Consider the following 18,772-nt stretch of genomic DNA (forward strand, 5'->3'; position numbering starts at 1 on the left):
CTACTTCCGGGTGATGTTGTAGTACACCGGCTGGGACTTCCAGGAGAAGACGACGTTGTCGACGTTCTCGGAGTAGCCGCCGGTGGAGTTGGAGTACCACAGCGGGATGGACGGCAGATCCTTAAACAGGACGGCCTGGGCCTCGTTGTACTTCTTGGTGGCTTCCTCGTCGGAGTGGGCGGTCAGCGCTTCATCGAGCAGCTTGTCGAACTCCGGGTTGGAGTAGTCGCCATCGTTGGAAGAGCCGCCAGTCTTGTAGAGCGGGGCAAGGAAGTTGCCCTGGCTCGGGAAGTCTGCCTGCCAGCCGGTACGGAAGGCGGTCTTGATGGTGCGGTTGGTCACCTCGTCACGCAGGGACTTGAAGTCCGGGTACGGTGCGCCGACGGCCTCGATGCCGAGGGTGTTCTTGATGGAGTTGGCGGTAGCATCCACCCAGCTCTTGTGGCCACCGTCGGAGTTGTAGGCGATCTCCAGGGACGGGTTATCCCACTTCTTGATCTTGTCCGCTTCGGCCCAGAGCTTCTTGGCCTTTTCCGGGTCGTACTTGAGGACCTCGTTGCCCTCAATGTCCTCGGAGTAGCCCGGCAGAACCGGGGAGGTGAAGTCCTTGGCGGGGGTGCGGGTGCCCTTGAAGATGGTCTCGGTGATCTCGTCGCGGTCGATGGCCAGGGAGATGGCCTGGCGGCGCAGAGCGCCCTCCTCGCCGGAGTAGTGCTCCAGGTTCTCGCCCAAGGTGAAGGACTGGAAGACGGCGGTGGGCTGGTTGACGGCGCGCTCGCCCAAGTCGGCCTCGTAGACGTCGAAGGCGGAGTCCGGCACGGCGTCCAGCACGTCGAGGTTGCCGGAGAGCAGATCGGCGTAGGCGGCGTCCTGGGAGGCGTAGAAGACGAACTTGAGGCCGTCGTTCTGCGGGGCGCGCTCACCCTTGTACTGGTCGTTGGGGACGACGGTGGCGTCCTGGTTGTGGTTCCACTCGGATAGCTTGTACGGGCCATTGGTGATGGGGTTCTGGCCGTAGGCGTCCATGTCCTCGTATGCGGACTCGTGGAGCGGGTAGAAGGCGGAGTAGCCCAGCTGGCCCGGGAAGTCCTGCTCCGGGCTGTTCAGGGCGATGGTGAAGGTGTGGTCGTCCACGACCTTGAGGCCCTCGAGCTCCTTGACGCCCTCCTTGAAGCCCTTGATGTTGGAGAAGAAAGAGGCGGCCAGCTGGTCGTTGGCCACGGCGTAGTTCCACGCGTCGACGAAGTTCTTGGAGGTGACCGGGGAACCGTCGGAGAAGGTGGACTCCTTGAGCTTGACGGTGAACTCCGTGTTGTCGTCGTTCGGCTCGATGGACTCAGCCAGCTCGTTGTGTGCCTTGCCGTCGCCGTCGTAGTACACGAGGCCGGAGTAGAGAGACTCGACAATGCGTCCGCCGCCGACCTCGTTGGTGTTGGCCGGGATGAGCGGGTTCTGCGGCTCGGAACCATTGACGATGATGACCCCGTCGCCGGAGCCGGAGCCGGATGCGGAATTCGAGTTGTCACCACCGCAGGCCGTGAGAGTCAGCGGCAAGGATGCGGTGGACAGGACGGCGAGCGTCTTCTTGATCGACATGTGGGTCGGGGACCTCCGTGGTGCGAAAGATGTAGAAAACCTGTGGTTTCGGTTTGATCTGAAGCTACCGTGTGCCGCGACTTACATACAAGAAAATGAAAAATATGCCCTGAAATGAAAGCTATAGACCGTTAGAAATGTGTCAGTAACCTGCGGTTTTGTTGTTGAATCTAAAAAGACCCTACCCCCTGTGTGGGGTAGGGCACTGAAATCGTGTGTATGTTACTTAGTTCTCATGGTTTTCCTGCGCGTGCGAGCGCATCCACTGGGCGAGGATCTGCGCGAAACCGGTGGGGTTCTCAAGATAGGGGAGGTTCTTCGCGTTCGGGACGGTGGTGGCCGTGAAGTCCTTCTCGCAGCGGCGGGCCGCCCGGCGGGCGACTGGCCGCCACAGCAGCTGATCTGCGTGGATGAACAGCACGGGGCTAAAGACCTTGAGCTCCAGCCAGCTCAGCGGTACCACGGCGGTGCGCAGCCGGTGGTTCCACAGCGTGCCGCGGCGCACGTTGCCGATCTGGGACGCCCTAATGCGCAGGCTCAGCGCCTGCTCCTTCTCGTCCTTCCCAAAGGAGCCCAGGGTGTCCAGATCCATCTCGCGGCGGTAGGCGTCTTCCTTGAGCAGGGGGTTGGTGGTGCCCAGCCAGCCCAGCCAGGTTAGGCGGCACAGCGCCGCGCGCAGCAGGATCCAGCCGAAGTCCCAGGGGCGTGCGGCCACCGCGCGGCGCAGATCCGCCGGGTGTGCTGCGGATACTGACACCAAGCCCCGCACGCGCTCCGGGCGCTCGGCCGCCAGCGCCCACGCCACCGCGCCGCCAGTATCGGCGCCGACCACAAAGGCGTCGTCGTGGCCCAGGGCCTGGATCGCGCCGCTGATGTCACCCACCACTACGCGGATGTCCTGGCCTACTTCCAGGGGAGGTTTGTCGGACATGCCGAAGCCGCGCATGTCGAGCGCAGCGACGTGGAAGCCGGCGCCGGCAAGCTCTGCCAGAACATCCTTGTAGTCGAACCAGCCGCCGAAGGAGCCATGCAGCAGCACCACCAAGGGGTGGTCCGGGTTGCCCGCGGTGGCGGCGTGGAGGCGGATGCCACGCGTGTGCAGAAACTCGTGCTCGAAGGGTCCATCGAGCTCAACCACGGAGGGGGAAAGCGGCTGGTTCATAGTGGGCCTTTCTAGCGGGGCTACATAGACGAATCCGCCCTGAGCGCCGTGCTCGGGGCGGGGAAGTGAGAGAGAAAGAACCCTGCTGGTTTAGGTGTACAGGCCGCGCTCGATGGACTTCTCAGCCTTGCCCGGCACCAGCTTCTTGAGCTCCTTCGTGGACTCAATGGTCTTCTCCGGCGCCTTGACCTGCTTGACCTGCTTGAAGCCGATGAAGGCCACCACGGCGGCGATGACCACCATGAGCAGGAAGACAATCAGGAACGCGGCCCAGCGGTCGAGCCACTTAGCCAGCAGCTCCGCGAGGAAGAAGAAAAAGAAGAAGGAGCTGTACAGCGCCACGGTGCCGGCCACGCCGAACATGCCCGCGCCGATGCCGCCCTTCTTGGCGGAGGCAGCGAGCTCGGTCTTAGCCAGCTCGACCTCGGAGCGCACCAACTGGGACATCTGCTCAGTAGCGTTGGAGACCAGCTGGCCGATGGACGCTTCGCCGCGGCGGGAGGTGTCAGCATCGCTCAGGGGGATGCTGTCTACCTTCGGGGCGAACTTGTTGGACCCGTCAGTGAATAGTCCGTCGTTGCTCACGGTTAAAAACTCCTACTGTTTTGTCGCAATCTATATTGGCCATAGTAATGAACTTTTCAGAGTTCATGTGGTGCGGCCCGCATTTTGGGTACGGCGTTATTGTAATGGGTATGCCTAGTTCTGACCCGTTGACCCCGCTGATGGCCCTATCCGGGGTGGAGGACAACGCCGCGGCGGCAGTCAGTGCCATCGCCCGCGTGCACCGTCGGCCCGCGGGATTGCGCAAGTTCGACGTGATTTCCTCCGAGTCCCTGCTGCGCGGGGCGCGGGCGTGCGCAGCCCTCGACGGCACCCCGCTGGCGGGCGCGGAGGTACCGCCCACGGTCAGTGCATATTCCCTGCTCGCACCCGAGGTTCAGGCGGCCACGGTGCGCACTTTTGCGCGGTCCCCACTGCAGGTGCTGGCGCGCATCGACGTCTCACTGGGCGGCCCCGGCCAGCCCGCCCGCGCGCCCGAAGTGGCCCAGGCGCTGGCGCGTCTTATCACCGGCGGGGCTGGGGTGAACTTCGACCGGTTGCTGCCGGTGGTCCTCCACGCGGAGATCGCGGCGCGCGAGTTATTCGCTGAGCGCTCTGGCGCGGCGGCGTGCGTGGCGGCACGGGCGGCGGCCATTCACACCGGCTTCGATCCACGCGGTTTTGCGGTGCCAGAAACCTACCTCAACCGCCACCGCGCCGACTATCGCGCCGCGCTCGCCGCCTACGACGCGGAACCCGCCGAGCTGCTCACTCTGCTGCTGAAGGCGTGGACGGCCGGCGCCACCGAGGCCGACGGCATCGCTCGCGCGGCTTAAGCGTCCTTAGTGTCCTTGGCCCGTGCCTGTGCCACCCACACCCCGGCGAGGACGAGTGCTGCCAGCCCGGCCACGACCGCCGAGCCAATGCCGACCTCCCGGGCGCTGGGCGCGCTAAAAAGCGGCACGGGGTCCTTGAACGTGCGCACCTCCCAGCCCTGCTCAGCCGCGTACTTCTTCAGGCGGCGGTCCGGGTTGACCGCCACGGGGTGTCCCACCTGCTCCAGCATCGGGATGTCCGTGGCGGAATCGGAGTAGGCGAAGGACGCGCCTGGGTCCACGCCCAGCTTGCGGGCCATCTCCGCTAGGGCTTCCGCCTTGGCCGGGCCTTTGCAGTAGTGGAGGATTTCCCCGGTAAACCGGCCGTCCTCTTCGGCTAGCTCCGTGGCCACGACGTGCTCAATGCCCAGCGCTTCGGCGATGGGGCGCACGAGCACGCTGGCCGACGCCGAAATGATCACCACCGCATGGCCCGCTTCGCGGTGGGCGGCGATAAGCTCCCGCGCCTCCGCGTACACCGCCGGGGTGACCACGGTGTGCATGGTCTCCACCGCGATATCGTGCACCTCCTGCACAGACCAGCCGGCCACCATGGCGGCGAGTTGGTCGCGCGCGGCATCCATGTGCTCGCTGCTGTGCCCGGCCAGCATGTAGCTGGCCTTGGCTAGGGAGAGCTGCAGGGCCTCAGTGTGGGTGATGAGGCCGTTATTCATGAACTCGCGGCCGAAGGCGTACGCCGAGGAGGTGGCGATGATGGTCTTATCCAAGTCGAAGAAAGCGGCCACGCGCGGTGTGCTTGGGGGCGTGACGGGGTGTTCGGTCATGGAGAAAAGCCTGCCGGGTCGGTGCTATTTACCCTGTTCATCGTAGCGTTTGTTGGGAATCTCGGGTACTGCGAGGAAGAATTTTGCTCTACCTGTTGTCATCCGTGTCAACCCGTGTCATAATGACTACTGCAAGGCCCCGATATACAGTGCGGCCTGCCCCGGCGCACCCCCCGATGCCGGGTTACAGATGGCCCGCGCACACCCCCCCGAGGCGCGGGTCATCACCTATTTCTGCTGCTTCACACCGTAACTCGCATTTGCTTTGTTGGCCAGCCTCAAACTCATAGTTCAAAGCTTGAAACTGCTAATCGTTTCACACTGTAATTCTCACTTTGAATTTTAAACTGTGAATAGGCAGGCAGCGAAAGTGTGAAGTGTCATCTACACTGATTATCATGAGCTGGAATGCCGAACGACTGGCGGAAATGATCAGGGAGCTCCGTGCCTTCGGAGACGACACGACTCTTGTTGAATGTAAAACCGCGGCTGGAGGTGTCCCGGAGAACATCGGCGAGACGCTATGTGCATTCGCTAATATGCCGCAGGCTGGCGCGATCATTCTCGGGGTAAGCGAGCGAAAAAGTTTTGAAGTCACCGGTATTGAAAATCCAGCGGAGATGCAGAAGGCCATCGTCTCAGTTAACCGTTCTGCAGTAGAGCCAGCCCCGCAGCTCGAGTTCTTTCACCACATGATTGACGGAAAGCACGTTGTGGTCGTGGAAGTCACTCCGTTGATGCCGACAGAGAAGCCGGCAAGGTTCAAGAACAAGGCTTACCTGCGTCAGGCTGACGGCGATTACCAAATGAACTCCAACGATCTGAAGATGTTGGAGCTCTCCGCACTAACAGCTAGCCAGCAAACGCACTTCGATTTTCAGATTGTCCAGGGGACCGATACCAGTGTGCTCGACGGCGCGGTGCTGAGGGATTTCATCGAGTCGGCGCGTCGGTTCAGAACCCGGCTATCCAAGATTGAAGATGACTCACAGCTACTCCAAATTGCCAACGTAACCGACAATCAGGGCAACCTTCGTTTGGGAGGCCTATATGCGCTTGGTTACCTGCCTCAGTCAGTTGAACCTGCTCTCGGTGCAACAGTCGCGGTGAGATTGGCTCGAGGTGACGGAATGGGCCGTCATAAGAATCTCACGGAGATTGAGGGGCCCCTGCCGGTCATGCTTGTAGAAACCATGAACTGGATCAGGCAAAACTCGGACACGGTAAGCAGGTATACGGAGAGTGGCCATCTTGTCGACGAACCTGAGTTTCCGCCCTCGGCTATCCGAGAGGTACTGGCGAATGCGCTGGTCCACCGGGATCTGGGACCTTCTGTAGAAGTGGGCAAGAAAGTGGAGGTCCGAATCACCGAAAAGATGCTTGTTGTGGTTAGCCCGGGTGGTTTGCGTGGATTATCCGTGTCCCAGCTGGAAAGCCCGGAGTTGACCAAAGCCCCTGTGAACAAGCGGCTTTACGAGATTGCACGGTATCTGAGGACACCGGATGGCGAGCGCGTCACCGAGGGCGAGGGTGGCGGAATTCAGGAGATACTCACGGCTATGAGGGAGGCCCGTTTACCCAAGCCGCAGTTTATCGATAACGGTGTCACGTTGAAAGTGCTTTTCCCACGCGGTTCACGTTTCAGTGAGATCGATAATCAATGGCTCGAGGAACTACAACGACAACGTAAGCGGCGTCTCGTTCCGATTGAGGAAGATCTACTGGTGAACCTACGTAGCCAAGGTGGAGCGACGCTGGAGCGCATCGTGCAGATGTATGCGCCGCTGGGTGAGAGAGCATGTAGACGCATGCTTGATCAGCTCTCTGAATATGAATTTTTGGATTATGAAGACGGCGTCTACTACGCGGTCGGAGAGAAGATTCGATCTGATGATAAAGCACGTCGGAAGAGTACCGACGAACAGATTCTACGGTCCTTGGGGAAAAACGTTCCTATAATTTATGAAGCCATTGGATCGTACGGGTCAGTGACGATGAAGGAGTTGCAGGATAGAACGAGCTTGTCGCCTGCGCAGGTCCGTTACGCACTCGATCCGCTCCTTACAGGGGGCTACGTGGTCATGGTCGGGGGACAGGGACGAAAAGCCACGGTCTACAGCCGCGCTTAGCGGTTGGAGTCTACGAGTAGATGAAACTATGAAACGACTGGCCGAAAGTCGCACTTTCATTCACAGTTTGACACTTTGATTCCCAGTTTGCTGCAAAGTAGGAAGCCCAGAGTGCATCCGGGTAGCGCGCCAGGCCCGTAATGCGGCATACGCAATGGGTGGTTCCGCCCCCGATATCCTCCGCATTCGTTGGTTCGAAGGCGAAAATGAGCAAGAGCGATTCCTATCTCTCTTTATGCACCGTCTGTGCCAAGCCGATGACAGGCTATGGGCCCCCGTGGGGTGACACAGTAGGCCGTGTTCGATAGATGATTTGTTGAAGAGTCAACTAAATCGGCAAGAAGATACCGACCGGGCATGAGTTATCCACAGGCAGCGAAGTGCCCCTAGCGCTGGGGTGGCTGACTCCCGCATCCTTCAGGCATGAACGAATTTCACCTTCTTCTCGCCGTGGGGGACTCGGGCTTAAGGGCGGAAGCCGCCTCCACCGCGGCGGCCAGCACAGCTGAGATCCTCAGCGTGGAAGACCCCCGGGACTTTCCTCGCTACCTGCACAAAGTCGATGCTGTCCTGGCGGATGCGCTCACCGCCGGGCTCGTCGCCGGGCATCCGCGCGTCTACTTTGTGGCGCCCGACCCTGGCCCGATTGACTACGAGGCGGCGTTGCGCTGCCACGCCACTGAAGCCTTCATCCTGCCCGCACAGTCCAAGAAACTGTTGGCGGCGCTGGCGGCCGAAACGCACCCAGCGGCGCAAACCACCACCGGCACCACCGTAGCGGTGACCGGCTCCGCAGGCGGGGTGGGGGTGTCCACGCTGGCGGTGGCGCTGGCCCGGGAGGCGAATGCAGCGCTGCTGGTCGACGCTTCACCGTACTCCGGCGGGCTCGACCTCCTCGCCGGCATCGAAGCCGCCCCCGGCGCGCGGTGGCCGGATCTGGCGACCGGTACGGGCGCAGTGGACCCGGTAGAACTAGTTCGCGCCTTGCCCACGACTTCGGAGGGGATAGCGGTGCTTTCGGCCGCGCGAACCGCTACGGCGGGCGCTACCACGATGAGCCCGACCCGGCGCGCGGCAATCCTGCAGGCGGCGTGCCTGCACCCGGACACGGTGGTAGTGGATTGCCTACCGAGTGATATTCCGGACGCGGTGGACCACGTCGTCGTGGTGACCGCGGCCGAGGTACGCCCGGCCGCGGCGTGCGCGGAGCTCGTCGCGCAGCTGCGGGCGCGCTCCCTGGAGTGCTCAGTGGTGGTGCGCCACCGCCAGTGGTCCGGGCTGGATAGCGGCGAGGTTGCGGCGCTGGTGCACGCGGATCCCGTGGCTGAGCTGCCGACGGTACGTGGGCTGACCAAGTTGATCGAGACCGGAGGTCTGCCCCGGCGCCTGCCGCGCGGGCTTGCGTCGGTGGCGCGCCGGGTGTGGGAATCCGCCGGTGCCCCGGCTGCGAGGAGGGCGGCATGAGTTTGCTGGACACCATGCGCACCGTCGTGGCCACGGAGCCACAGCTAGCCCATGATGCCCCGGCGTTGGCGCGGCGCATCCGGGAAGAGGCCGGGGTGATTAGTGATGTGGACGTGTTCGACCTGTTGCAGCGCCTGCGCCACGACTCGCTCGGGCTGGGGCGATTGGAGCCGGTGCTCTCGCTGCCGGGTCTGACTGATGTCGTGGTCAACGGGCCCGACGCGTGCTTCGTGGACTGCGGCCGCGGGCTGGTGCCCAAGGAGGTGGGCTTTGCCGACGATGCTGAGGTGCGCCAGCTGGCCACCCGGTTGGCGGCTTTGGCGGGGGTGCGGCTCGATGACGCGCAGCCCTTCGCGGACGGCCGGCTTACCCGCCCCGACGGAACCCGGATTCGCTTGCATGCGCTGCTTGCGCCGCCGTCTGCCAGTGGCACCTGCATCAGCTTGCGTGTGCTGCGCCAGGCGCAGACCAGCCTGGCGGATCTCGTGGCCAACGGCAGCATTGATCCGTCGCTGGAGGGGGTGCTGCGGGCGGTCGTCGCCAAGCGTGCGTCCTTCCTGGTCACCGGCGGTACCGGCTCGGGCAAGACCACTCTGCTGGCCGCGCTGCTCGGCTGCGTTCCGGAGACCGAGCGGCTGCTCATCATCGAGGACACCCCGGAGCTGGCCCCGGAGCACCCGCACGTGGTGACGCTGGTGTCGCGCCGGGCGAACGCGGAGGGCCGCGGCGAGATTTCCATGTCGCTGCTGTTGCGCCAAGCCCTGCGCATGCGGCCTGACCGCATCGTGGTGGGAGAGATTCGCGGCGCGGAGGTCGTGGAGCTGCTGGCTGCGCTCAATACCGGGCACGACGGCGGCGCCGGTACGGTGCACGCCAATTCCGTGGACGAGGTGCCCGCCCGCATGGAGGCCCTGGCAGCCCTCGGCGGACTGGACCGCGTGGCGCTGCACTCGCAGCTCGCGGCGGCAGTGCACGTGGTGCTGGGCATGGAGCGCACCCCGGCTGGCCGGCGCCTAGCGCACGTCGGTGTGCTGGAGGGCAACCCGGTCACACCCCGGCTGGTGTGGACGGCCGAGGACGGGCCGCGCGCCGGTTTCGATGCCCTGTGCGCGCGCCTGGGGGTGGGGCAATGATGTGGGTCTACCTCGCCGCCGCGTGCCTGTGCACCCCGCCGGGTACTCTCGCGCGCCTGCGCCCGCCCACGCCCCGCTCTTGGGCGCCGGCGGCCGTGTTCCTCGCGGTCGGGTGCTGCGTTTTCTTCGGCCGGCCCACCGTGGTGGTGGCAGCAGGCTGCATCCTGGCCTGCGCCCTGTGGTTCGCCACCGACCTCGCGGCCGCGCGCCGGGAGCGCCGCGGGGCTGAGGCCCTGGCGTCCTACTTCGGCACCGTGGCCGGGGAGCTGCGCGCGGGCTCTACCACGGCCGCGGCCCTGCGCCGCGGGGTGGAGGCCCTGCCGGAGACCTCCCCGGAACAGCTGCGCGGCGCGCTTGAGACTGCGGCGGGCTTGGCGGCGCAGGGCGCGCAGCCCGCCGTGGCACTTACTGCGCCCGAGCTCGCCCGCTTCGCCGCGCTGCTGACGGTGTCCGGGCGCCACGGCGTGGCCCTGGCCGGCCTGGTGGAACAGGCGCAAAGCCAGCTGGACACCGCCCGGCGCCACGGGCGGGAGACCGCCGCCGCGCTGCAGGGCCCGCAGGCCACCGCGCTGGTCCTGGCGTGCCTGCCGGTGGCCGGAATCCTCATGGGCGGGGCAATGGGCGCGGACTCCCTGGGCTTCCTCCTCGGCGGTGGTCTGGGTGGCGTGCTTCTCGATGTCGGCGTGGTCCTCGTCTGCGCCGGATTTACCTGGTCTCGCCTCATCCTGCGAAAGGCGGCCCGCTAATGCCTGCACTCGTCGTTGCCTCTGCTTTTCTCGCTGGTGCACTGGTCGTCGGCGGAGTCCCGCCGGGCGGGCGGGTGCGCCCCGAGGAGGCCGGGAGAAACCAGAAGCCACGGGCCCTGCGTCCGCGTCCACCGCGTCCGAAAACCCCGCGCGACGGGCCATATAGCCGGGACTACGATCCGCTCGATGCCGCGAGCGACCTGGAGCTCTTCGCCGCGTGCGTGGAATCAGGTCTTTCCCCGCGCACCGCAGTGGCAGCTGTGGCCGAAGCCTCGCCCGCCTGGGCCGATGCCGCAGCGCTGCTGGGAGTCGGGGTTCCGCTCGAGACCGCCTGGTCGGCCCTGTCAGCCCAACCTCACCTGGAGGAGCTGGCGCGGCTGGCGCGGCTCAGCGGCGAATCGGGCGCGGCCATGGCAACTGGGTGCCACCGACTGGTGGCGCAGCTGCGCGCCGAAGCATCGGCGCAGGCTACCGCCAAGGCCGAGCGTGCCGGCGTGTTCATCGCCGCACCGCTAGCGGTCTGCTTCTTACCCGCCTTCCTGGTCCTGGGCCTGGTGCCCGTCATCATCAGCCTGGGCCAGCAACTTCTCTAAACCACTACCCACACCTCACCGAAAGAAAGATAGGAACAATCATGCAGAAAATCCGCACTATCCAGGCACAACTTGCCAACGAGGACGGAATGTCAACAATTGAGTACGCCATGGGGTCGTTGGCCGCAGCGGCCCTGGCGGCGGTGCTCTACGCCGTGGTCAACGGCGGCGAAGTTACGAGCGCTATGACGTCCATCATCTCCGACGCCCTGTCCAACACCCCGGGCTAATGCGCGCGCTGGACGACGCCGGATCGGTCACCATCGAGGCCGCCCTCTCGCTGGCCTCGCTGGTCATCGTGGCCGCGGGAATCGTGGGCGGAATTGCCACGCTCTCCGCCCACCTGGCGGCCATCGATGCCGCGGGCGCGGCTGCCCGCGCCACCGCCATTGGGGTGGACTACCAGCGCGAGGGCATCGACATCACAGTGAGCGAAGGGGCCGGACTCATCACCGCCGAGGCCGCCGTCCCGGCGCCCCTGGGCACCATGCGCGCCCAGGCGGTCTTCCCCGCGGAGATCGGCGCCGCAGCGGCGGGGGAGGGGCCGTGAGGCGTCGTCGGCGCGGCTGGCCGCAGTTCCTGGCAGGCGAGGACGGCTATGCCACCGTCGTCGCCGCCGGGATCATCGCCGCAGTGGCCTCGCTGCTCTTGGCGGTCGCGGCGGCCGGCTCGGCCGTGGCCGCGCGCCACTCGGCGCAGGTGGCGGCGGACCTCGCCGCGGTGGCCGGAGCGTGGGAGTTGGCCCAGGGCAGGGACGCCTGCTCGAAGGCCGAGGACGTTGCGCGCCGCAACGGCGCGCGGCTTACTGGCTGCACGGTGGATGGCCGCGATGTCGAGGCCACCGCCACGGTCCGCGGCCGCAGCGCCGTCGCCCGCGCCGGCCCAGCGTAGGTCACGAGGACGTCATAGTGACCAGCGCACCGAGCAGAGCCACAGCACCTGCCTTGTCCAGCGGGTTATTGCCGTTGCCGCACTTTGGCGACTGCACACACGAGGGGCAGCCGGACTCGCACGGACAGGAACGCACGGCCTCGAAGGTGGCCTCGATCCACTCCGGGAAGCGGCGGAAGCCCTCCTCGGCGAAGCCGGCCCCGCCCGGGTGGCCGTCGTAGACGAAGACCGTGGGCAGGCCCGTGTCTGCGTGCTGGGCGGTGGAGACCCCACCGATGTCCCAGCGGTCGCACGTGGCAATGAGCGGCAGCAGGCCAATCGCGGCGTGCTCTGCCGCATGCAAGGTGCCGGGTGTTTGCCCCGCGGTGACCCCCATCGCTGCCAGTGCCAGCGGATCGATGGTGTAGGCCACCGCGCGGGTCACCAGGCGCTGCTCCGGCAGATCAAGCGGTATGTCCTCGCCCACGGAGCCATCCGGAAGCTTGACCTGATAGCCGGTGACCTTGTCGGTGACCTCCACCTTAAGGCTCGCCACCCACAGTCCCGGCGCGTAGTTGACCAGCTCGTCGGCCTCGCTAAGGATCCGGATATCCGTCGTGGACTTGGGTTGGGTGGTGTAGTCCGGGGTCTTCGGCACGGCCAGGGCCACGCCCGGCTCCGCGTCCTGACTTAGCTGCAGGTCCTCGATGACATAGCTCTCCCCGCGGTGCAGGTACACCGCGCCGGGATGCACCTGGCTTACCGCGCGGGCGGCGTCGATGGTGCCCAGCAGCCTTCCATCGGAGGCGTCAACGATCATGACCTCCTCGCCGGATCCGCCGCGCAGCGATACCGCCGCGTGGGCGGTCTCCGGGGTGAGCGCGGCCGAGCCGGCGGGCAGCGGAGCGGCGAACCAGCCCTGCGGGCGGCGGCGCAGGAAACCCTGCTCAGCCAAGTCCGCCACGACGGATTCGGCGCGGAAGGCGGCGACGTCCGCCTCCGTGAGCGGCTTTTCCACCGCCGCGCAATAGACGTGCCCGCCCAGGATGTAGGGGTTGGCCGGGTTAAACACGCTGGCCTCCACCGGCCTGCCCAGCAGCGCGTCCGGGTGGTGGACCAGGTAGGTATCCATCGGCTCATCGCGCGCTACGAGCACGACCAGCGAGCCCTGCCCGCGCCGCCCCGCGCGGCCGGCCTGCTGCCAGAAGCTGGCGACGGTGCCCGGGAATCCCGCGGTCACCACCGCGTCCAAGCCGCCGACGTCGATGCCCAGCTCCAACGCGGAGGTGGTGGCCACACCCAGCAGTGAGCCATCATCCAGCGCCTGTTCGAGTGCCCGCCGGTCCTCTGCCAGGTAGCCGGCGCGGTAGGCCGCGATGCGCCGCGCGAAGTCGGGGCGGCCGAGCTTGCCGGATAGCTCCTCCGACGCGCGCAGCGCGGTGGTCTCCGCGGCCCGCCGCGAGCGCACGAACGTCAAGGTGCGCGCGCCGTCGGCCACGAGCGCGGCCATCATCCACGCGGCCTCTGTTGTCGCCGCGCGGCGCACCGGGGCGCCGTTCTGGCCCTCGATTCCTTCCATGAATCCGGGCTCCCACAAGGCCACGGTGCGCGCGCCCGTCGGCGCGCCGTCCTCGGTGACCGCGAGCATGTCCCGGCCCGTCAGCCGCAGTGCGTGTGCGGCCGGATCGCGCATGGTGGCCGAGGCCGCCACGACCACCGGACGCGAACCGTAGTGCGCGCACAGGCGCAGCAGCCGGCGCACGACCAGCGCCACGTTGGCCCCGAACACCCCGCGGTAGGCGTGCGCCTCATCGATAACGATGAAACGCAGGTGGCGCAGCACCCGGGCCCAGCGCTGGTGCGCGCCCAGCAGGGAGGAATGAATCATGTCCGGGTTGGAGAAGATGAAGCGCGCATGATCGCGGATGCCGGCGCGGGCCTCGGTGGGGGTATCGCCGTCGTAAGGCGCAGGCTGCACGTTCTTGAGCTGCGGGATCTCCCGTGCCAGCTCTAGCACGGCGCGCAGCTGATCCGATCCCAGCGCCTTCGTTGGCGTGATGTAGAGCGCGCAGGCGGTGTCGTCCTGCGCCAGGCGGGACAAGATGGGCAGTTGATAGCCCAGGGACTTGCCGGAGCTCGTGCCCGTGGAGACCACCACGTCACGCCCCTCCCACGCGGCGTTCGCCACCGCCGCCTGGTGGGCGTAGAGCTTTTCCACGCCGCGGGCTGCCAGGACCTCCCGTAGGCCGGGCAGGACCCAGTCCGGCCACTCGGCATAACGCGCCGGGCGGGCAGGAAGAGTGGTGGAATAGGTCAGTTCGGATTCGGGAAAACGCGCGACGAGGTGCTCAACTAGTTCATCGCCCAGCGGGTTATCGCTCACCGTTGCCTCCCACATTCATGCATTTGCCGCCATCGGTGCGGGAAACGTGGCACACTGGGGCATCGCGGCTTGATTTGGGCCGTGCAGCATTTCCCGCAAAGGACAACACATCATGGCATACGGTACCGTCAAATTCTTCAACGCCGAAAAGGGCTACGGCTTCATCGAGCAGGAAGACGGCTCGGGCGATATCTTCGTCCACTACACCGAGATCCAGGGAACCGGCTTCCGCACCCTCGAGGACAACCAGCGCGTCTCCTTCGAGGTGGGTGAAGGCCCCAAGGGCCAGCAGGCCCTCAACGTCGAAACCGTCTAGGGCGATTCGGCGTAGCCGCGGCGCGTATCCCACCACTCCGTGACGGCGTTCTGCGCCTTCTGCAGGGCGAAGCCGATGATGACCGCGGCGATGATGGAAATCAGCATGGCGATGGCCGGCGAGCCGGAGAAGAGCTTGCCGCCGGCGTAGCCGATGAGCAGCGCCTGGACCACCCACAACATGACGCCGATGGTGTCGAAGAAGAAAAACAGCGCCCACGGGTAGCGCATGGAGCCCAGCAGAATCGTCATGAACAGGCGCGCGGAGGGGATAAAGCGCGCGATGATGATCGCGGCACCGCCGCTGCGCCGGATGTTGCGCTTGACCCACGCCAGGGCGTCGTAGGCCTTCGTGCCCTTCTGCGCGCGGTTAATCAGGCTGATGAGCCGCGTGCCCAGGAGGAAGCAGAGGTTATCGCCCAGAATAGCGGCCACCATGGCCACGAAGAACATCGTGGGCATGTGCGGGAAGCCCTGCGCGCCGGACCAGGCGCCCACCATGTTCAGTGGCACCTCGGAGGGCAGGACGGGGAAGAAACAGTCCAGGAAAATGAGCGAGCCCACCAGCGGGTAAATCCACTGGGTGGCCATGACGACCTCAAACCACGCGGTGATTGAAGCTATCACTAATTCTCCCTACTTGCGGTTGCTGGGTGGGCTGGCGTAGAAATTTAGCTCACTAAGGCGCCCAGTATAGACCCCTTATTTGTGGGCGCGCAGCCGCCCTATTAACTACAGTAAGCCTCTATCTGTGTACGCTAGGGGCAATTGCCCAGCGAAGGGGCCAGCCATCGGAAGGGATGATGTCGAAGTGGCAGAAGCTACCGGCCAGGGGAAGACCCTGGTCATCGTCGAGTCAGCAACCAAGGCAAAGAAGATTCAGCCTTATCTCGGCGATAAGTACATCGTTGAGGCTTCCGTCGGCCACATCCGGGACCTGCCCCGCGGCGCGGCCGACGTCCCCGCCAAGTACAAGAAGGAATCCTGGGCGCGCCTCGGCGTGAACCCAGAGGACAACTTTACCCCGCTCTACGTCATCAGCCAGGACAAAAAGAAGAAGGTCGCTGACCTTAAGTCCAAGCTGAAACAGTGCGATCAGCTCTACCTCGCCACAGACCCGGACCGCGAGGGCGAAGCCATTGCCTGGCACCTGCTCGAGGTGCTTAAGCCCAAGGTGCCGGTGCGCCGCATGGTCTTCAACGAGATCACCAAGTCCGCCATCCTGGAGGCCGCAGAAAACACCCGTGAGCTCGATGAGAACCTCATCGATGCCCAGGAGACCCGCCGCATCCTGGACCGCCTCTACGGCTACGAGGTCTCCCCGGTGCTGTGGAAGAAGGTCATGCCGCGCCTGTCGGCTGGCCGCGTGCAGTCGGTGGCTACCCGCGTCATTGTGGAGCGCGAGCGTGAGCGCATGGCGTTCATCCCCGCGGAGTACTGGGATCTCACGGCAACGCTGCAGTCCACCCCGGACTTCGACGCACGCCTGAGTGCGTTGGACGGCAAGCGCGTGGCCGCGGGCCGTGACTTCAACGATAAGGGCCAGCTTAAGGGTGACGAGGTAGTCGTCGTCAAGCAGGCAGAAGCAGAGCAGCTGGCCAGCGCCCTGAAGGGCGCCACCATGACCGTGGCCAGCGTCGAGCACAAGCCGTACTCGCGCAAACCCGCCGCCCCGTTCATGACGTCGACGCTGCAGCAGGAGGCCGGCCGCCGCCTGCACTACACCTCGGAGCGCACCATGCGCATTGCGCAGCGCCTCTACGAGAACGGCCACATTACTTATATGCGTACCGACTCGACCTCCCTGTCCAAGCAGGGCCTCGACGCCGCACGTGGGGCCGCCACCTCGATCTTCGGCGCGGAGTTCGTCTCCGACGGGCCGCGTACCTATGACCGCAAGGTGAAAAACTCCCAGGAGGCCCACGAGGCCATCCGTCCCGCCGGCGAGCGTTTCGCCACCCCGGGCCAGCTGGCAGGGCAGCTCGACGCCGAGGAGTACAAGCTCTACGAGCTCATTTGGAAGCGCACCGTGGCCTGCCAGATGGCGGACGCGAAGGGTACGTCCATGAAGGTGACCGTGCAGGCCACCGCGGACGGCCGCGACGCGGACTTCTCCGCCACCGGCCGCACCATCACGTTCCCGGGCTTCCTCAAGGCCTACGAGGACGTGGCCGCCAAGGGCTCCGGCGAGGATTCCCGCCTGCCGCACCTGGAGGAGGGCGACACGCTGACGGCGTCCGCGGTGAGCGCGGACGGCCACTCCACCAACCCGCCGGCGCGCTATACCGAGGCCAGCCTGGTCAAGAAGATGGAAGACCTGGGCATCGGCCGCCCGTCGACGTATGCGTCCATCATCAAGACCATCCAGGACCGCGGCTACGTGCTCTCCCGTGGCAACGCGCTGGTGCCCTCCTGGGTTGCCTTCGCGGTGGTGGGCCTGTTGGAGAACAACTTCACCGAGCTGGTGGATTACGACTTCACCTCCTCCATGGAGGATGAGCTGGACTCCATTGCCGCCGGCCGCGAGAACGGCACGGAGTGGCTGACCAGCTTCTACTTCGGCAACGCCGAGGTGGGCAACCAGAAGGCCGCATCCGTGGCGCGCCACGGTGGCCTGAAGTCCCTGGTGGATATCAACTTGGAGGCTATCGACGCGCGCAAGGTCAACTCCCTGCGCCTCTACACCGACGCCGAAGGTCGCGACGTGTTCGTGCGCGTGGGCCGCTACGGCCCCTACATCGAGCGCGCCGTGGGCACCAATGAGGACGGCACGGTGGAGTACCAGCGCGCCAACCTCTCCGAAACGGTCACGCCGGACGAGCTCAACGAGGCCCTGGCAGAGAAGCTCTTTGCCACCCCGCAGGGCGGGCGCGAGCTGGGCCAGAACCCGAAGAACGGCCGCACCGTCGTGGCCAAGGAGGGCCGCTTCGGCCCGTACGTGACCGAGCAGGTGCGTGACGACGAGCGCGAGAAGGCCGAGGCGGAAGCCGAAGAGGTGGTCAAGCGCGAGCGCGCGGCCGAGGACGCCGAGCGTGCCGCCGAGGGCAAGCGCGCCAAGAACTGGGAGACCAAGACGGCGGCGAAGCAGAAGGAAAAGCGCATCGCCGAATACGTCGACGAGAAGCTCAAGCCGGGCACGGCCTCCCTCTTCGCGTCGATGGAGCCCGCCAGCGTCACCCTGGAGGAAGCACTCAAGCTGCTGAGCCTGCCGCGTGAGGTGGGCACCGACCCGGTTGATGGCGAGGTCATCACTGCGCAGAACGGCCGCTACGGCCCGTACCTGAAGAAGGGTAAGGACTCGCGCTCCCTGGCCAACGAGGAGCAGATCTTTAGCATCACGCTGGATGAGGCGCGCCGCATCTACGCGGAGCCGAAGCGCCGTGGCCGTGCGGCCGCGCAGCCGCCGCTCAAGCAGCTGGGTGACAACGACGTCTCCGGCAAGCCCATGACGGTCAAGGACGGCCGCTTTGGCCCGTACGTCACCGACGGCACCACCAATGCCTCGCTTCGCCGTGGTGACGATCCGGAGCAGCTTACCGACGCCCGCGCGAACGAACTCCTCTCCGAGCGTCGCGCCAAGGAAGCCGCCAACGGCGGGACGAAGAAGTCGACGAAGAAGTCCGGCAAGAAGAGCACCAAGAGGTCGAGCAAGAAGAGCACGAAGAAATCGAGCAAGAAGGCCACGAAGAAGCCCTCGCCCGGCACGAAGCGCGTAGTCAAGGCCGGCTCGCGCAAGAAGTAGCCGGACATGCAGACCAGCTTCGCCCGCGACATGCTCACGCGCACCAAGGAGGGTGCCGCGGCACTCGTGCGCGCGGTGCGCCCGGCCGTGACCGCCCGCGATTACCCCACCTTGGGCGCGCTCGCGGCGGGGGAATGTGCCGCGTGGTCGGGTCTGTTCACCTGGCGCAGACTCGGCAGCGCCGCGACTGTGACTGCGCCCGTACTGCTGGCCCTGCGCCCCGACTGCTCCCCGGCGACCCGCGTGGGGCTCATCGCCGCCGCTGTGGGCCAGGCCGCAAAGTACGGCGCGGGCTTATCTCCCGCTCAGCCCACCGCGCTCGGCGTGGCGAGTGTGAGCGCCCAGTACGCGGCCTTCGCGTGGCAGCTGCGCGAATCACGCAATGACGCCACCGGCTGGGCCCTGCGCGCCGGTGCGTGGGCTGCAGGTGTTGGGC

At 65.7% G+C, this 18,772-nt stretch carries 17 protein-coding genes; 11 read left to right on the forward strand and 6 right to left on the reverse strand.

Translation table 11 applies throughout. From position 1 onward, the window contains the following. The 3 genes from ACLI1P_RS01230 to ACLI1P_RS01240 all read right to left on the reverse strand — a co-directional run bounded on the left by ACLI1P_RS01230 (window position 1) and on the right by ACLI1P_RS01240 (window position 3,343). Complete coding sequence (locus tag ACLI1P_RS01230) at window positions 1-1,596, reverse strand: ABC transporter substrate-binding protein (RefSeq protein ID WP_411709218.1); 1,596 nt, start codon at window positions 1,594-1,596, stop codon at window positions 1-3. Between the two features lie 226 nt (window positions 1,597-1,822). Next, on the reverse strand, window positions 1,823-2,758 hold the full coding sequence (locus tag ACLI1P_RS01235) for an alpha/beta fold hydrolase (protein ID WP_411709219.1): 936 nt from the start codon (window positions 2,756-2,758) through the stop codon (window positions 1,823-1,825). A 90-nt stretch (window positions 2,759-2,848) separates the two neighbouring features. Then, a complete protein-coding gene (locus ACLI1P_RS01240; RefSeq protein WP_296133400.1) occupies window positions 2,849-3,343 on the reverse strand; it encodes a phage holin family protein in 495 nt (164 codons plus the stop codon). Between the two features lie 104 nt (window positions 3,344-3,447). On the opposite strand from ACLI1P_RS01240, the gene ACLI1P_RS01245 reads away from it, so the two are divergent. After that, window positions 3,448-4,137 (forward strand): oxidoreductase, encoded by a 690-nt coding sequence (locus ACLI1P_RS01245; protein WP_296133399.1) that lies wholly within the window; start codon window positions 3,448-3,450, stop codon window positions 4,135-4,137. On the opposite strand, the gene ACLI1P_RS01250 is transcribed toward ACLI1P_RS01245, so the two are convergent. Continuing rightward, complete coding sequence (locus ACLI1P_RS01250) at window positions 4,134-4,961, reverse strand: HAD family hydrolase (RefSeq protein WP_411709220.1); 828 nt, start codon at window positions 4,959-4,961, stop codon at window positions 4,134-4,136. The genes ACLI1P_RS01245 and ACLI1P_RS01250 overlap by 4 nt on opposite strands. A gap of 398 nt (window positions 4,962-5,359) precedes the next feature. Between ACLI1P_RS01250 and ACLI1P_RS01255 the strand changes: the two genes are divergently transcribed. From ACLI1P_RS01255 to ACLI1P_RS01290, 8 genes are all read left to right on the forward strand, one after another. Continuing rightward, on the forward strand, window positions 5,360-7,090 hold the full coding sequence (locus ACLI1P_RS01255) for an RNA-binding domain-containing protein (RefSeq protein WP_411709221.1): 1,731 nt from the start codon (window positions 5,360-5,362) through the stop codon (window positions 7,088-7,090). Between the two features lie 423 nt (window positions 7,091-7,513). After that, window positions 7,514-8,554, forward strand: a complete 1,041-nt coding sequence (gene ssd / locus ACLI1P_RS01260) for a septum site-determining protein Ssd (RefSeq protein WP_411709222.1) — start codon at window positions 7,514-7,516, stop codon at window positions 8,552-8,554. Then, entirely contained in the window at window positions 8,551-9,687 is a 1,137-nt protein-coding gene (locus tag ACLI1P_RS01265) for a TadA family conjugal transfer-associated ATPase (protein WP_411709223.1), read from the forward strand. The genes ssd and ACLI1P_RS01265 overlap by 4 nt, the downstream gene beginning before the upstream one ends. Next, a complete protein-coding gene (locus ACLI1P_RS01270; RefSeq protein ID WP_296133392.1) occupies window positions 9,684-10,433 on the forward strand; it encodes a type II secretion system F family protein in 750 nt (249 codons plus the stop codon). The genes ACLI1P_RS01265 and ACLI1P_RS01270 overlap by 4 nt, the downstream gene beginning before the upstream one ends. Next, window positions 10,433-11,026, forward strand: a complete 594-nt coding sequence (locus ACLI1P_RS01275) for a type II secretion system F family protein (protein ID WP_296133391.1) — start codon at window positions 10,433-10,435, stop codon at window positions 11,024-11,026. Before ACLI1P_RS01270 ends, ACLI1P_RS01275 begins: the two co-directional genes overlap by 1 nt. Before the next feature lie 41 nt (window positions 11,027-11,067). Continuing rightward, complete coding sequence (locus ACLI1P_RS01280) at window positions 11,068-11,256, forward strand: DUF4244 domain-containing protein (RefSeq protein ID WP_296133389.1); 189 nt, start codon at window positions 11,068-11,070, stop codon at window positions 11,254-11,256. Further along, window positions 11,256-11,576 carry a hypothetical protein gene (locus ACLI1P_RS01285; RefSeq protein WP_296133386.1) on the forward strand — a complete coding sequence of 107 codons (321 nt, stop codon included), beginning with the start codon at window positions 11,256-11,258 and terminating at the stop codon, window positions 11,574-11,576. Before ACLI1P_RS01280 ends, ACLI1P_RS01285 begins: the two co-directional genes overlap by 1 nt. Continuing rightward, a complete protein-coding gene (locus tag ACLI1P_RS01290) occupies window positions 11,573-11,917 on the forward strand; it encodes an Rv3654c family TadE-like protein (RefSeq protein ID WP_296133385.1) in 345 nt (114 codons plus the stop codon). Before ACLI1P_RS01285 ends, ACLI1P_RS01290 begins: the two co-directional genes overlap by 4 nt. A gap of 1 nt (window position 11,918) precedes the next feature. Here ACLI1P_RS01290 and ACLI1P_RS01295 read toward each other — a convergent pair whose 3' ends face one another. Continuing rightward, window positions 11,919-14,294, reverse strand: a complete 2,376-nt coding sequence (locus ACLI1P_RS01295; protein ID WP_411709224.1) for a DEAD/DEAH box helicase — start codon at window positions 14,292-14,294, stop codon at window positions 11,919-11,921. Window positions 14,295-14,391: 97 nt separating this feature from the next. Here ACLI1P_RS01295 and ACLI1P_RS01300 point away from each other — a divergent pair, with 97 nt between their 5' ends. Continuing rightward, a complete protein-coding gene (locus ACLI1P_RS01300) occupies window positions 14,392-14,595 on the forward strand; it encodes a cold-shock protein (protein WP_296133381.1) in 204 nt (67 codons plus the stop codon). On the opposite strand, the gene ACLI1P_RS01305 is transcribed toward ACLI1P_RS01300, so the two are convergent. Next, window positions 14,592-15,185 (reverse strand): DedA family protein, encoded by a 594-nt coding sequence (locus ACLI1P_RS01305; protein ID WP_411709678.1) that lies wholly within the window; start codon window positions 15,183-15,185, stop codon window positions 14,592-14,594. The two genes, ACLI1P_RS01300 and ACLI1P_RS01305, sit on opposite strands and share 4 nt — an antisense overlap. Window positions 15,186-15,405: 220 nt before the next feature. Here ACLI1P_RS01305 and topA point away from each other — a divergent pair, with 220 nt between their 5' ends. Then, a complete protein-coding gene (gene topA, locus ACLI1P_RS01310) occupies window positions 15,406-18,336 on the forward strand; it encodes a type I DNA topoisomerase (RefSeq protein ID WP_411709225.1) in 2,931 nt (976 codons plus the stop codon). Window positions 18,337-18,772: the final 436 nt, after the last annotated feature.

This window comes from Corynebacterium tardum (assembly GCF_046717785.1).
In the GTDB taxonomy this organism is placed as follows: domain Bacteria; phylum Actinomycetota; class Actinomycetes; order Mycobacteriales; family Mycobacteriaceae; genus Corynebacterium.

What these genes read in the sequence shown, in the direction of transcription:
- ACLI1P_RS01230 (WP_411709218.1), bottom strand. Translation starts at nt 1,596, where the DNA reads ATGTCGATCAAGAAGACGCTCGCCGTCCTGTCCACCGCATCCTTGCCG.
- ACLI1P_RS01235 (WP_411709219.1), bottom strand. Translation starts at nt 2,758, where the DNA reads ATGAACCAGCCGCTTTCCCCCTCCGTGGTTGAGCTCGATGGACCCTTC.
- ACLI1P_RS01245 (WP_296133399.1), top strand. Translation starts at nt 3,448, where the DNA reads ATGGGTATGCCTAGTTCTGACCCGTTGACCCCGCTGATGGCCCTATCC.
- ACLI1P_RS01250 (WP_411709220.1), bottom strand. Translation starts at nt 4,961, where the DNA reads ATGACCGAACACCCCGTCACGCCCCCAAGCACACCGCGCGTGGCCGCT.
- ACLI1P_RS01255 (WP_411709221.1), top strand. Translation starts at nt 5,360, where the DNA reads ATGAGCTGGAATGCCGAACGACTGGCGGAAATGATCAGGGAGCTCCGT.
- ssd (WP_411709222.1), top strand. Translation starts at nt 7,514, where the DNA reads ATGAACGAATTTCACCTTCTTCTCGCCGTGGGGGACTCGGGCTTAAGG.
- ACLI1P_RS01265 (WP_411709223.1), top strand. Translation starts at nt 8,551, where the DNA reads ATGAGTTTGCTGGACACCATGCGCACCGTCGTGGCCACGGAGCCACAG.
- ACLI1P_RS01270 (WP_296133392.1), top strand. Translation starts at nt 9,684, where the DNA reads ATGATGTGGGTCTACCTCGCCGCCGCGTGCCTGTGCACCCCGCCGGGT.
- ACLI1P_RS01275 (WP_296133391.1), top strand. Translation starts at nt 10,433, where the DNA reads ATGCCTGCACTCGTCGTTGCCTCTGCTTTTCTCGCTGGTGCACTGGTC.
- ACLI1P_RS01280 (WP_296133389.1), top strand. Translation starts at nt 11,068, where the DNA reads ATGCAGAAAATCCGCACTATCCAGGCACAACTTGCCAACGAGGACGGA.
- ACLI1P_RS01285 (WP_296133386.1), top strand. Translation starts at nt 11,256, where the DNA reads ATGCGCGCGCTGGACGACGCCGGATCGGTCACCATCGAGGCCGCCCTC.
- ACLI1P_RS01295 (WP_411709224.1), bottom strand. Translation starts at nt 14,294, where the DNA reads ATGTGGGAGGCAACGGTGAGCGATAACCCGCTGGGCGATGAACTAGTT.
- ACLI1P_RS01300 (WP_296133381.1), top strand. Translation starts at nt 14,392, where the DNA reads ATGGCATACGGTACCGTCAAATTCTTCAACGCCGAAAAGGGCTACGGC.
- ACLI1P_RS01305 (WP_411709678.1), bottom strand. Translation starts at nt 15,185, where the DNA reads ATGGCCACCCAGTGGATTTACCCGCTGGTGGGCTCGCTCATTTTCCTG.